11 protein-coding genes are annotated in these 13,030 nt (G+C 61.2%); all 11 read left to right on the top strand.

The annotated features are described in order from the left end of the window. From ACIP1X_RS14105 to ACIP1X_RS14055, 11 genes are read left to right on the top strand one after another with little or no spacing between them, the layout of a single operon-like run. Window positions 1-747, top strand: coding sequence for a sugar transferase (locus tag ACIP1X_RS14105; RefSeq protein ID WP_400752887.1), 747 nt, complete (start codon window positions 1-3; stop codon window positions 745-747). Further along, the gene (locus ACIP1X_RS14100; RefSeq protein WP_008084477.1) at window positions 747-1,394 is read left to right on the top strand and encodes a CpsD/CapB family tyrosine-protein kinase; all 648 of its coding nucleotides are present in this window, start codon (window positions 747-749) and stop codon (window positions 1,392-1,394) included. Before ACIP1X_RS14105 ends, ACIP1X_RS14100 begins: the two co-directional genes overlap by 1 nt. A gap of 21 nt (window positions 1,395-1,415) precedes the next feature. Further along, the gene (locus ACIP1X_RS14095) at window positions 1,416-2,441 is read left to right on the top strand and encodes a polysaccharide biosynthesis/export family protein (RefSeq protein WP_053119138.1); all 1,026 of its coding nucleotides are present in this window, start codon (window positions 1,416-1,418) and stop codon (window positions 2,439-2,441) included. Between the two features lie 16 nt (window positions 2,442-2,457). Continuing rightward, window positions 2,458-4,050 (top strand): Wzz/FepE/Etk N-terminal domain-containing protein, encoded by a 1,593-nt coding sequence (locus ACIP1X_RS14090; protein ID WP_053119136.1) that lies wholly within the window; start codon window positions 2,458-2,460, stop codon window positions 4,048-4,050. Next, window positions 4,047-5,138: a glycosyltransferase family 4 protein gene (locus ACIP1X_RS14085; protein WP_400752884.1), complete on the top strand. Its 1,092-nt coding sequence runs from the start codon at window positions 4,047-4,049 to the stop codon at window positions 5,136-5,138. Before ACIP1X_RS14090 ends, ACIP1X_RS14085 begins: the two co-directional genes overlap by 4 nt. Continuing rightward, window positions 5,135-6,505, top strand: coding sequence for an O-antigen ligase family protein (locus ACIP1X_RS14080; RefSeq protein ID WP_400752883.1), 1,371 nt, complete (start codon window positions 5,135-5,137; stop codon window positions 6,503-6,505). Before ACIP1X_RS14085 ends, ACIP1X_RS14080 begins: the two co-directional genes overlap by 4 nt. Next, window positions 6,502-7,470 carry a glycosyltransferase gene (locus ACIP1X_RS14075; protein WP_400752880.1) on the top strand — a complete coding sequence of 323 codons (969 nt, stop codon included), beginning with the start codon at window positions 6,502-6,504 and terminating at the stop codon, window positions 7,468-7,470. Before ACIP1X_RS14080 ends, ACIP1X_RS14075 begins: the two co-directional genes overlap by 4 nt. Then, window positions 7,463-8,599 carry a glycosyltransferase gene (locus ACIP1X_RS14070; protein ID WP_400752878.1) on the top strand — a complete coding sequence of 379 codons (1,137 nt, stop codon included), beginning with the start codon at window positions 7,463-7,465 and terminating at the stop codon, window positions 8,597-8,599. The genes ACIP1X_RS14075 and ACIP1X_RS14070 overlap by 8 nt, the downstream gene beginning before the upstream one ends. Before the next feature lie 13 nt (window positions 8,600-8,612). Further along, window positions 8,613-9,614: a polysaccharide deacetylase family protein gene (locus tag ACIP1X_RS14065; protein ID WP_400752877.1), complete on the top strand. Its 1,002-nt coding sequence runs from the start codon at window positions 8,613-8,615 to the stop codon at window positions 9,612-9,614. Further along, on the top strand, window positions 9,611-10,918 hold the full coding sequence (locus ACIP1X_RS14060; RefSeq protein WP_400752875.1) for a lipopolysaccharide biosynthesis protein: 1,308 nt from the start codon (window positions 9,611-9,613) through the stop codon (window positions 10,916-10,918). The genes ACIP1X_RS14065 and ACIP1X_RS14060 overlap by 4 nt, the downstream gene beginning before the upstream one ends. Next, window positions 10,915-12,837, top strand: a complete 1,923-nt coding sequence (locus ACIP1X_RS14055) for a hypothetical protein (RefSeq protein ID WP_400752872.1) — start codon at window positions 10,915-10,917, stop codon at window positions 12,835-12,837. The genes ACIP1X_RS14060 and ACIP1X_RS14055 overlap by 4 nt, the downstream gene beginning before the upstream one ends. Window positions 12,838-13,030: the final 193 nt, after the last annotated feature.

The following is a 13,030-nucleotide window of genomic DNA, read 5'->3' as shown; positions in this document are numbered from 1 at the left end:
ATGACTGGACATGAAAAAGGTGTACCGATCCAACAACTGCAGCGTGATAAACGCATGGATCCGGAACAACGAATGCGCCTCGATGCAGCGATTCACCGTCAGGGTCGTGGCTGGCTCACCGGCCGTGACGGCGGTCGCCCATGGCAGTTGTCACGCACTAATCGCGTGGTCGCCTGCCTCGGCGCGCTGACCATTCTGCTGCTGATTTCGCCGCTGCTGCTCGGGCTGGCGCTGGCCATCAAGTACTCCAGCAAAGGCCCGGTGATGTTCGTGCAGAAACGCACCGGTTATCGCGGCCGCAAGTTCGGCATGTACAAATTCCGCACCATGGTCGCCAACGCCGAAGAATTGAAAGAGTCGCTGCGCCACCTGAACAAGCACGGTGCCGACGCCATCGACTTCAAGATTGATCAGGATCCACGCATCACCGGTATCGGCGGTTTTCTGCGGCGCACCAGCCTCGATGAACTGCCCAACCTGATCAATGTAGTGACCGGCGACATGCGCCTGGTCGGCCCACGTCCGACCTCGTTCAACGCCTATCGCTACAAGGACAGTCACCTCGCCCGTCTGGCGATTTATCCCGGAATGACCGGCCTCTGGCAGATCTCCGGGCGCAGCAACATCGACTTCGACCAGCGCGTTGAGTTGGACCTCAGCTACATCGCCGAGCAGAGCCTTTTGCTTGATCTGAAGATTCTGTTGAAAACCCCCTTCAAAGTATTCAGCGGCCACGGAGCAAGCTAATGGACGGTTCAACCAACAAAAGCCTGAGCATTGCCAACCCCAGCGAATCGAACCTGACCTCGACCGTGCTGGATCTTGATCTGCGGATCCTGTTTCTGACCGCCGCCAACCCGGGCGCCGGCACCACCACCAGTGCGTTGGCGCTGGCCAGCCAGTTGGCGCAAATGAGCAGCGGCCAAGTGCTGCTGGTCGACGCCAGCCAGTCGGCGAGCAATCTGACGCAGCAGCTGAACCTGAGCAAAGAGCGCGGCCTGCGTGACTTGCTGTTCAACCCGGACAACCCGCCGCTGTTGCAGGACTGCGTGGTGCAGGTCTCAAGCCTGCCGTTCCACGTACTGCCGAATGGCCGGCCGATCCGCACCATGGAGCACCTGACCGCCGAGCGTCTGAGCCCGTTGCTTGATCAACTGGGCAGCCAGTATCGCTTCGTCGTGATCGACGGCGACGCGGTGTACTCCGCCGCCGACACGCTGGTCATCAGTACCCAAGTGGATGGCGTGGTGTTTGTGGTTCGCGCTGAGGACACTCGCTGGGAAGTCGCTCAGGCCGCCGTGCAACGCCTGACGCAGGCTGGCGCGAAAGTGGTCGGCAGCGTGTTCAACCGGCGCAAGTACTACATGCCCAAATGGCTTTACAAAAACCTGTAAGCAACCGCGAAGGATGACGCCATGAACGCCAAAATGCTTGTCCTGCTGTTGCTGCCGCTCGCAGGTTGCTCCAGCAATTCTGAAACGCAAAACATGCCGGTGAATATCCTCACCGCCGCGCCGGCCAACGCCCAAGCGACGGACATGCCGAAGATCGAGCAGACCCTGCGCCCGCAGGATGTGCTCGACGTGATCTTCCATATCAGCACCAGCGGCTCGGACGCTTACCGCGTGCAGTCGGGTGACCAGATCGGCCTGAACTTCACCGCCGCCAGCCAGCTCAACGGCAATCAACTGGTGCTGCCCGACGGCAGCATCGAACTGCCGGGCGCCAACACTTCGGTGAAAATCGCCGGGCTGACCAGTGATCAGGCTCGCGAAGAAATCCAGCGTGCCTATCAGCGCAAACAACTGTTTCAGCCCAACCGCAATCAGTTGACCGTGCAGATCATCAGCCCGCTGACCAACGAGCAGAATCTGAAAAGCGCGCTGAACCATCCGGCCACCGGCATGAGCCGCGAGATCACCGTCGGCACTGACGGCTACGCGAGTTTCCCGGAAATCGGCGCTGTGCCGCTGCAAGGCATGACCGTCAATCAACTGGAAACCTTCCTCAACAAGAAGTACGCGCAACTGCCGGGCCGGATGACCGTGGACGTGCTGCTGAAATCCACCGCCGGCAACGAAATCTATGTGCTCGGCGAAGTCGGCCAACCGGGTTCCTACCCGATCCGCCGGCCGGTCTCGGTGCTTGAAGCGCTGACCCTGGCTCGAGGCACCAACGTCAAGGCACGCCTTGATTCGGTGGTGATCATGCGCCGCAACGGCAATCAGGTGCAGGCCGTGCGTTACGACGTCGAGAAGGCCCTGTCGGGCGAGGCGCCGCAAATCGCCTACCTGCAACCGGACGACATGCTCTACGTGCCGAAAACCAAACTGGCCAGCGCCGGCGAACTCGCCCGTCAACTGGCCGACGTGGTGCTGTTCCAGGGCGTCGGGTTCAGCTTCGGCTACCGCGTCGACAACAAAGACAGTGACAGCAACTAACTCTCAGGTGACCGACATGAATCCAAAGGAAAACTACCTGCACGAGTTCTTCAGGATCTTTTTCGCCAACAAGCAATTGGTGAAACGGGTCTTCCTGATCTTTGCAGTGATCGCCCTGCTCCTGCCGCTGTTGCTCAAACAGAGCTTCGATATCACCGCGCAGGTGATCGTGCAGTCGAAAAAACTCTCTCAGGGTGACGCCACCACGTCGCTCACCGTGGACAACGCCACGTTCATTCCACCGTCGCTGGCGGACATGGAAACCGAGAGCAATATCCTCCGTTCGCCGGCGCTGATCCGCCAGACCATCAGCGAACTGCGCGACAAGGGTGAGTACACACCTTCGCCGGGCATGTTCAGCAAACTGGTGGCCGATCCGTTCAAGCGCTACGTCAGTTCGCCGCTGCGCCAGTACGTGATCAACCCGGTGCGCAACATGCTCGGGCTGGAGACCGATCCGGTGCGTGACACCGCGCTCGACGCCCTGACCCAGCAAGCCATCGACAGCCTGAAAATCGAGACGCTGCCGGGCTCAAACGTGATCTCGATCATCTACAGCTTCCCCGATCCGCATCAGGGCACGACGTTTGTCGCCGCCCTCTTGCAGAACTATCTGGTGAGCCGTCAGGCGCTGCAATCGATCGACTTGCCGCAGTCGTTCTATGAGTCGAAAAAGCAGCTCTACCAAGTGCGTCTCGATGGCCTGGAAGGTAACCGTCAGGCCTTGCTCGAAAGCGTCGGCGCGTCGGATCCGAAGGAAGAAATCACCTTCCGCCTCAACGCGATCAACACCGAAGAGCAGGCGCTGAACCTGTATCAGGATCGCCTGCTGCAGAGCCAGCGCTGGCTCGAATACCTGAAAACCGCACTGGCGGCCGCGAGCACTAACAAGCTCAACGACTACACCTTCCCCTACACCTTCACCACCACCGTCGACAACGTGGCGTTCGAAGATCGGGAGATCAAACAGATGGGCGAGCAACTGACCACTCAGGTCAGCCGCTACATGAATGATCTGGCGGTGTTCCAGCCTGGCAGCGAGCCGATGCTGCTGACCCGCGAGCAAATTGCCCGCACCCGTAGCCAGTTCCTCAAAGTGGTGAGCAACCGCATTCAGGAACGCACCAACGATCTGGCGGTGGTCAAGCAGGTGATCGATCAGAAAACCGCGCGCATCGCCCAGTTCAAGAACCGCATCCACGAGTTGCAGCAGACTCAGAGCAAGCTACGGCAGATGGACACCGAGATCGACGCGCTGCACGCTGCGTTTTCAACCTACGCCCAGCGGTTCGCCGAAAGCAGCACCACCCGTTCGCTCAGCGACGACCTGTCCAACGCCCGGGTGCTCAGCCCGCCGTTCGAACCGACCGAAGCGGCGTTCCCGAAACCGGGCCTGATCATTCCATTCGGCATGCTCACCGGGTTGCTGCTGGCGATTGCCTTCGTCTACGTGCGGGAGTTCTTCGATCACCGCTTCAAACACCCGGCGCAAATCAGCCACGAGCTGGGCATTCCGGTGCTGTTGGTGATCAACGACCAGAACGTGCTGCCGAGCAATCCGCACAAGAACTGGACCGTGCCAAGCTTCCTGCACTGGGTGCGCAATTGAGCAGCGCATCCGCCCCGAATACCGCGTTGCCGATCATTCATTTGCTCAGCAGCGGCGGTTTCTATGGGGCCGAGCGCATGTTGCTGGATCATTGTCTGGCGACGCCGGGGCAGCATCAGGTGCTGTTCCTCGACGCGCCAGCAGACCTGATCGCGCGCTTTCGCGAGGCTGGGGTGGACTGCCGCGGTTGTGCCGGACTAGCGGAATTGCTGCAGCACTTGCGTCAGCGTCGCGCTGAAAAACCGTTGCTCAATACGCACAATTTCAAAGGGCTGTTGTTCGGTTGGGTTGGCGCGACGCTGTTGCGCCTGCCGTTGGTCATCACCCAACACGGTTTCACACCGCGCAGCCGCAAGCAGAAGTTTTACACCTGGCTCAGCCTGCAACTGTGCCGCACGGCGTCGGTGGATCGGGTGGTCTGCGTGGCGGAAAGCATCGCCACGCTGCACCGTGAGGCCAGCGTGCGCGCGGATAAATTGCAAGTCATTCCCAACGGTTTGCCGGCGGCTGCGGCCATGATTCCCGATGCCGATCGGCAACGCTGGCTGGCCGGTTACGTTGGCCGGTTGAGCAGCGAGAAAGGCCCGGATCTGTTTCTCGACGCGCTGATTCCGCTGTGTCACCAGCATCCGCAACTGGACGCAGTGATGCTCGGCGACGGCCCGGAACGCGAGGCGTTGCAGGCGCGGATCGACAACGCCGGGTTGCAGCAACGCATTCGTTTGCCGGGTTATCAGACGGCGATGCAACCGTGGTGGCAGCAACTCGATGCGCTGGTGATCAGTTCGCGCACCGAGGGCACCCCGATGATTTTGCTCGAAGCCATGCAGGCCGGGGTGCCGGTGGTGGCGTTCGCTGTCGGCGGGATTCCCGACGTGCTGGAACACCGGCACAACGGTTTACTCGCGACACCGGCCGACTGTGCCGACCTCAGCCGTCAGCTCGACACCTTGCTGAGCGAGCCGAAACTGGCCCGGCAGCTGCGCGATAACGCAAAACGCACGCAACAGGATCGCTACGACCTCAAGGCCCTGGCCGAACGCTGGTCGCAGCTGTACATCCGCACGGCACGGGAGGCACGCGCATGATTTTCCCGCTCTCGATCGTCAGTTTGCTCGGTCTGGTCTGCATCGCTTTGCTGGCCAGCCCTTATCCGTTTCTGGCGCCGGGAGTGGTGCTCGGCCTGGTCGGTTTTGCGGTGCTTTACCGCAAACCGACCTGGGGCCTGCTCGGTATCGCTGCACTGGTGCCGTTCGAGGGTTTCTTCAAGGACAGTTCGTTTTCCGGGAGTAAATTGCTCGGTGCCGGGCTGGCGGTGATTTTGATGCTGCAACTGGCGCTGCACCAGATTCCTTCGGAGCGCCTGCGCAGCAATATCTGGCGCTACCTGATCTGGTTCATGGTTCTGTACTTTTTGAGCATGCTCAACACCGATGATCTGGGCATGTCACTAGGGCATCTGCGCGAACTCAGCGTCGGCCTGATTCTGTTTGTCATTACCCTGTTGATCGGTCGCGAGCTTAATCTCGACCTGTTCGCCCGCCTCGTCACCCTCGCCGTCAGCACCACCTGCGCGATGGCGATGTTCTCGGCCAAATTCCAGGATCAGGGCCGCGCGGCGGGCCTGCTCGAAGACCCTAACGCTTTCGCCATGCTGATTGCCTTCGCGGTGCCGATGGGTTTGCTGCTGGTGATACGTAGCCCGAACCTGCTGCACCGGTTGTTCTGGGGCGGTTGCTGCCTGCTGTTGCTGGGCGGCATGACCAAAACCGAATCGCGCTCGGGGCTGGTGGTGTTGGCGCTGAGCTTGTTGATCGGCTGCTGGCATTACCGCTCGCAACTGACGCGGATTCGTCCACGGCATCTGGGTTTTGCCATGCTCGGTGCGGCCATCGTGCTGCCGCTGGCGATCTACGCGATGCCGGCCGGCTACATGGCGCGCATCCAGTCCTTGAGTATTCTCAGCGCCGGTTCCAAGGCGCAGGACGAATCCCTCGGCCGCCGCGCTTCGTACATCGTCGTTGGCAGCCAGATGATCCGCGAGAACCCGCTGCTCGGCTCCGGCCCCGGCACCTTTCCGCTGCATTACGCGACCACCGGTTACGCCAAAGCCTTTTCCGCCAACCGCAAAATCGGCGACCTGTACCGTCGCGCGCACAACACCTACCTGGAGATTTTCAGTGAACTCGGGGTGCCTGCCGGGCTGTTGTTTGTCGGCATGCTTGCTCTCGGTCTATACAACCTGATTCGCGCGCGGGCGGCGTGGATGCTGCGCCGCGATGCGTATCAGGCGGATCTGATGACGCACCTCGGCGTGAGTTTTCTGTCGCTGACGCTGTTCCTGATGTTCCTCAGCGCGCCGAACCAGAAATACGTGTGGATCATGCTCGCGCTGACCAGTGTCCTGCGTCTGAAAGCCGAGCAAGCACCGCTGACCACGGAGGCCAGAGCATGAGCCGGATCAGCATCGTCATTCCGATGTTCAACGAAGCCCGGCACATTGGCCGCACGCTGCTCGCGGCGCAAAAAGCCGCGCACGCGGCTGATATCGAGTGCGAACTGATCGTGGTCGATAACGGTTCCACCGATGAAGGCCCGCACATCGCCCGCCAGTTTGGCGCGACGGTGTTGGTCTTGCCGGGCTTGTTGATCGGCGCGTTGCGCAATCGCGGCACCGCGATCGCCAGCGGTGAGTGGCTGGCGTTTATCGATGCCGACATTGAAATGCCGGAAGACTGGTTGAGCCAGTTATTCGACATCGAAGCCACCGGCCAGGCCGATATTTTCGGCCTGGATCTGCATACCCCTGCCGCCGCGCCGTGGTACGCCACGGCCTGGCAGCGCCGCACCTTGCGCCCGACAACGCACGCGCATTACGTCGTTGACTGGCTACCCAGTAGTAACCTGTTGATGCTCAGACGCTGGTTCGACAAGGTCGGCGGTTTCAACGAGACCCTGCGCACCGGCGAAGACAAGGAATTTACCCTGCGCCTGCGCGAACACGGCGCCCGACTGCTGGCGATCAATAAAAGCGTCGCCTTGCACTGGGGCTATGAAATGAACTGGCGCGAGTGGATGGGCAAGGAGTTGTGGCGTCAGGGCAGTCATCTGCAATTGCTGCGCACCCACGGTTTCAGCCTGCGCTTGTTGCGTTTCCCGATGCTCTCGCTGTTGGTGTGGTTGCTGGATTTTCTGGCGATTTCAGCGTTGCTCGACGGCTTTCCACATCACGCGGCGGTCATGGTTACGCTGACGTTGATACCGGGACTGGTGCTCAGCGTGCGGCAGAGCGCCCGGCACCGGAACATCTGCCTGACTTTACAACTGTGGGGCCTGCACTGGGTGCGTCTGCACCTGGCCGGCGCCGCGTTTATTTTGAGTCTGTGTCATTGGAACGCCAGGAGGCCTGCCCGTGGCTGAGTTCATTTTCTGGATGTGCCTGTTGCTGCCGGTCTACGCCTACGTCGGCTACCCGCTGCTGCTGACGCTGGTCGCGCCGCTGTTTCCGGCCTGGCGGCACACCCCGGCGCCGCCGCTGAATGTCAGCATCGTGATTGCGGCGCACAACGAAGCACGGCATATCGAGCACAAATTACGCACGTTGCTGGCGCAGGATTATCAGCCAGCAAACCTGCAAATCATTCTGGCCAGCGACGGTTCGACCGACGACACCGTGGCTTGCGCACACAAAATCGTTGACCCGCGCATCACCGTCCTCGACCTGCCGCGCCAAGGCAAAGCGGCGACACTGAATGCCGGCGTAGCCCTGAGCATTGGCGACATTTTGGTGTTCACCGATGCCGACAACCAATGGTCCCGCGAAACCCTCGGCTACCTGCTCGCACCGTTGAATGATCCGCAGGTCGGCGGCTGTGCCGGGCACATGGTCATCCCGGTCACCGGCGGCGGCTTGAGCGTGGGTGACAGCCTCTATCGGCATTACGAAGGCTGGTTGCGCCGGGTCGAGAACCGCACCGGTTGCATGGTTTCCGCCGACGGCGCCCTGCTCGCCCTGCGCCGCGAGTTGTTCCAGAACGTGCCGGCCGAGGTTAACGACGATTTCTTTATCAGCACCTGCGCACCGGTGGCGCACAAACGCATCGTCTATGTGCCGGAAGCGCAAGTGATCGACCACGGTGTTGATGAAGCGGACAAACAATTCCGGCGCCGTCAGCGCGTCACCGTCGGCGGTTTGCAAAGCCTCGCCCAGCGTCGCGAGCTGCTCAATCCGCTGAAATATGGCCTGTACTCGATCGCATTGATCAGCCACAAACTGATCCGCCGACTGGCGCCGATCCTCTTGCTGCCGCTGCTGCTGAGCAACTTCTGGCTGTGGCAAGAACACGGTTTCTATCGCTTCGCCCTGATCGCGCAACTGGTCGGTTACACCATCGCGATTGCCGGGCTGCTGGATTCGCAACACCGTTTGCCAAAACCCTTCCGCCTCGCTGCGTTTCTGCTGGTCACCCTCGCCGGGATGAGTCTCGGCCTGTGGCAGTTCCTGCGCGGTCAGCGGTATGCCCAGTGGAATCCCGAACAGAACCGTTAAGAGGACTGAAGCCATGGCGATCAAACAACTGCTAAAACGCACCAGTGGCTGGCTCTATCTCAACTCGTCGATGGGCCGCAACCAGTTGCACGGCGCCGGGGTGATTTTGATGCTGCACCGGGTGCTGGCCAACGACCGCGCCGCCAACCTGCCGCACCGCAATGAACTGTGCGTCGGGCCGAAAGCCTTCGAGCATTTGCTGGTGTGGCTGCGCAAACATTTCGATTGCGTGCCGCTGATGGAAATTCTTCAGCCCAACTCGCTGCGCAGCGAGCGCCCACGCGTCGCGCTGACCTTTGATGATGGCTGGCGCGACAACGCGGTCAACGCGTTCCCGCTGCTGCAAAAACACCAGGTGCCGGCGAGCATTTTCCTCTCCACCGATTTCATTGGCAGCCGTCAGCGTTTCTGGTGGGAAAGCCTCGGCGAAACCCTGTGGGGCAGCCACGGCGAAAAGGCGCGGATGCATTTGATCGAGTGCCTGCAAATGATGCATCACCCCTTGCCGGTGATGCTCGATGACATTGATGTCGATCGCCGCAGCCTGGCGTTGCTGCATTACCTGCAAGGATTGAAATCGCTTGACCCGCGAGAGCTGGAAAAACTCACCGACGAATGCCCAACGGAATCGCAACCGCAAGCGCTGGACTGGCATCAAGTCCGCGCGCTGGAAGCTTCGGGACTGGTGCGTTTCGGCCCGCACGGCGCCAGTCACGCGATCCTCACCGGCCTTGATGATCAGCGCCTGAACGAAGAAATCAGCCGCAGCCGCGATGCTTTGTACAACGGCTGCAACCGGCCACTGCCGGTGTATTGCTACCCCAACGGCGACAACGATGAACGCGTGCGCGAGCAGATCGCCAATCACGATTATCCATTCGCGCTCGGCACCGGCACCGGTATCTATCGCGGCGAAGGCGAACCGTTGAACCTGCCGCGTTTCGGCGTCAGTCAGCGCACCGCGCGCAATCCGGAATTGTTGTCGTGGCGGATTTTTCGCGGGGCGCGGCCATGAGCCGAGGCACCTACCTCAAACATCTGGCGCTGAGCATGGGCACCAAACTGGCGATGATCGCCCTGCGTTTGCTGCGCAACGTGCTGCTGGCGCGGATTCTCGGCCCGAGTGAGCGCGGGTTGTTTGCGCTGCTCAGCACCCTGCCGGATTTGATCAGCGCCGCCACCAGTGGCGGGCTCAATTCGGCGGTGGGTTTTCAGGCGGCCAAGCAGCGGCCGATGGGTTTGTTGCTGAGTCAGGTGTTGGTGTTCGGTTGCTTGCTGGCGGCGCTGCTGACCTTGCTGGTGGTGGCGCTGGTGCGTGAGTTTGGCAGTGAACTGGATGTGACGATGCAACTCGGTTTGCTCGCCTGGCTGTTGCTGCTGGCGGTGCCGCTCACCGTGTTGAAAAGCGGTTTGCTGACGCTGCACAACGCCTCGGGTGGCGTGGTCGCATTCAACGCCTTGCGTCTGGTCGAATCGCTGGCGCCGCTGCTGCTGTTTCTCGCGCTGTTCTGGATGTGGAAAAGCGCCGCCCTCGAAGCCGCGTTGATCAGTTGGCTCGCCGGGATCAGTCTGGTGGTGTTGGCCGGTTGGGTCTGGCTCAAACGCGCACAGCCGTTACAGCTGCAATGGGATCGCGCCAGCCAGAAAGAACTGCTGCGCTACAGCGCGCGCAGTCATCCGGATCTGCTGTTTCAGCAAGTGATATTGCGCTCGGATTATCTGTTTATCGGCGCCCTGCTCGGCAGCACCGCCCTCGGTCATTACGCAATGGCCAGCGCCGCCGCCGAACTGCTGCTGATCGTCCCGGAAGCGGTAACCACGCCGCTGATGAAACGCCTGCTGCAACAGGACGAAGGCATGGACAAGGTCACGCCGCTGGCCCTGCGCCTGACCGCGACGGTGATGCTCGGCGCCTGCCTGACCATGGCGGTGATTGGCGAATGGCTGATCGTCACGCTGTTTGGTGCGGTGTACCAACCGGCGTATCCGGCGCTGCTGGCGTTGCTGCCGGGGCTGTTGGGCCTGTGCTACGCAAGCATTTTACGCCTGGACTTGCTCGGTAAAAATCGCCCCGGCACGGTGTCGATGCTGATGGGTTTAGGCGCGCTGCTGAACCTGGCGCTGAACCTGGTGATGATTCCGGCTTACGGCATCGTCGGCGCGGCGGCGGCTTCGTCGATTGCGTATCTGGCAGTGACGGTGGCGATGCTGGTGCTTTATTGCCGCTTGAGCGGCGTGCCGTTCTGGCAAACCCTGATCATCCTGCCGCGCGACGTCACACCGATGTGGCTGATCCTGCAACGGCGCAAAACCGCATGAAAGGCCTGGCCCTGCTGCTCGGTCTCGGCCTGTCGCTGGACGCCTTTGCGGCGTCGATGCGCTGGGGCGAGATCCGCGACGGCAGCCTGTATCTGCAAGCGGATCGCCCGGACACGGTAACCGTACGCTGGACACCGGCGTGGCAGGCTGAGGCCAATGAAGAACATGTGTATTTGCTCGATGGCCAAGGCAAGTTACAGGGTGATCGGTTCATCAAGGCCAGTGAAACCCGTGGCAGTCAGAGCTGGCCGTTGTTGCCCGGCGCGGCGAGTTATCGACTGGAAATTCCCGGCTACAGCTTCCGCAATTATCGCGTCGAACATGACGAGCGCACGGTGGCGTTGTTCGCCCCAGCGAAAGTGCATTTCAGCGCTAATACCCATAACGGCGACGAGTTGTATTTCAAAGTCGCGCCGGGCGAGCACGCGGTGCTGGCCGGCAAGTTTCATGGGGGCGTCAGCGGTTTGCAGGCGCAGCGCGTTGGCGATGATCAGCAACTGACGTTGGCACTGAAACCCTATCGCGCCTATTGGCAGTTCGATCAGGTCGCCCTGCCCGTCAGCGAGCGCGAACAGGTCTGGCGCCTGCGTTTGCAGGGCAGCGGCAAAGCAGCGTTCTGGCTGGATGGCACGGCCAACCTGTTTGCGCAGAATCCGCAGCAACTGAAGCCGCTGCGCGAAGACGCCGGGCACACCCGTTTGACCCTGCACGACAAAGTCCTCGGGCGCACGCCGGATCTGGGCATCGCCCTGCCCTACGTGATGCCGCCGCCGGCCAGTCACGCCGTGCTGGATGCGCTGAAACCGACCGCTGCGAGTTACTACAGTTTTGTCGATGTGACGGCGAAGAACCCGCATTTCGAAGACGCGTTCCGAAAGGTGTATCAGGATCGCTTCGGCATCAAACAAGACATCACCTTGCTCGCTGGCAGTCAGCGACAGGCGGATCTGCGCGCCGATGTGCAGAGCAACAGCGGCCTCGATGCGTGGCTGGCCAGCACCCGAGCGCTGGGCGGCAAAGGCACGCATTACATTGGTTTTGCCGATGAGCCGAATCTCAACTATTCGAGCTACGCGCAATATCAGGCGATTTTCGCCAGCATGGCTCGGCAGGTGCGCAGCGATCCGGCGAATGCCAAGGCTGGTGTGCGCATTGCCATGCCGGCCAGTTCGCGGCTGGTCAACGGGCCGTTTGCCGATAACGCGGCGGGCAAGCGCGGGATCGATTGGGCGCGGCGTTTGCTTAGCGAATCAGGCGATCAGGTCGATGCGCTGGCGTGGCACGAATGGATGATTCGCGACCTGCTCGCCACGCGCGTTTATCGCGACAGCGTGCGTCGCGCCGCCGACCTGGTTGGCCTCGACAGCAAAGGCGTGCCGCGCAAAGCCTTGCTGCTCGATCAGACCAATATGTCCAGCGGCTCCAGCCTCAGTCCCTACGATCAGGAAACCCACTACGCTTCGCTGTGGTGGGCGTCGGTGGTGATCAACGCCTCGCAGGACGGCTTGTTGAGCATGCTCAACTGGTTCCAGGCTGCCGATGAGCCGCAGTACCCCAAGGGCATGCTGCGGGTCTCGGCGGATGAACAACGTTTCGAGTTGAAACCGGTCGGCCTGGCGCAGCAGTTTATCGCCCAGCATTGGCTGCATCAGGTGCTGTGGCTGGAGAACGATTCGTTTGAAGTCGATGTGCTGGCGATGGCCGGCGACGATCAGCGTGGCCTGCTCGGCGTCAACAAAGGCACGCGCCTGCAGCGCATGGAACTGAGCGGCGCCAAGTGCCCGCTGAACAACGGCGCCTTGCGCTACTTCGGCACCGACAACCGCAGCCGCGACGCACCGTTCACCTGCCGCGATGGACGCGTCAGCTTTGATCTGCCAGGCCAGACCCTGTTTGCACTGAGCTGGAGCGCGTCATGAAGCCAATTCCGAACATTCATGAGAAAGGCCAGGCGAACTTTAACCCCGATGTGATTGAGCTTTTGTGGCGAGGGGATTTATCCCCGTTCGGCTGCGCAGCAGTCGTCGCTTCTTATCCTGTTAAAGCGGGGCCGCTTCGCAGCCCAACGGGGATAAATCCCCTCGCCACAGGCGTTCTCTCAACAATTGGGGT

The organism is Pseudomonas sp. NPDC088885, assembly GCF_044750025.1.
In the GTDB taxonomy this organism is placed as follows: domain Bacteria; phylum Pseudomonadota; class Gammaproteobacteria; order Pseudomonadales; family Pseudomonadaceae; genus Aquipseudomonas; species Aquipseudomonas rustica.
Note: the sequence above shows the minus strand (reverse complement) of the source record. Positions and strands in the feature narration are given on the sequence as shown.

Excerpts from the sequence above, each read along its gene's own strand:
- ACIP1X_RS14105 (WP_400752887.1), top strand. The coding sequence starts at position 1 with ATGACTGGACATGAAAAAGGTGTACCGATCCAACAACTGCAGCGTGAT.
- ACIP1X_RS14060 (WP_400752875.1), top strand. The coding sequence starts at position 9,611 with ATGAGCCGAGGCACCTACCTCAAACATCTGGCGCTGAGCATGGGCACC.
- ACIP1X_RS14075 (WP_400752880.1), top strand. The coding sequence starts at position 6,502 with ATGAGCCGGATCAGCATCGTCATTCCGATGTTCAACGAAGCCCGGCAC.
- ACIP1X_RS14090 (WP_053119136.1), top strand. The coding sequence starts at position 2,458 with ATGAATCCAAAGGAAAACTACCTGCACGAGTTCTTCAGGATCTTTTTC.
- ACIP1X_RS14095 (WP_053119138.1), top strand. The coding sequence starts at position 1,416 with ATGAACGCCAAAATGCTTGTCCTGCTGTTGCTGCCGCTCGCAGGTTGC.
- ACIP1X_RS14080 (WP_400752883.1), top strand. The coding sequence starts at position 5,135 with ATGATTTTCCCGCTCTCGATCGTCAGTTTGCTCGGTCTGGTCTGCATC.
- ACIP1X_RS14055 (WP_400752872.1), top strand. The coding sequence starts at position 10,915 with ATGAAAGGCCTGGCCCTGCTGCTCGGTCTCGGCCTGTCGCTGGACGCC.
- ACIP1X_RS14065 (WP_400752877.1), top strand. The coding sequence starts at position 8,613 with ATGGCGATCAAACAACTGCTAAAACGCACCAGTGGCTGGCTCTATCTC.
- ACIP1X_RS14100 (WP_008084477.1), top strand. The coding sequence starts at position 747 with ATGGACGGTTCAACCAACAAAAGCCTGAGCATTGCCAACCCCAGCGAA.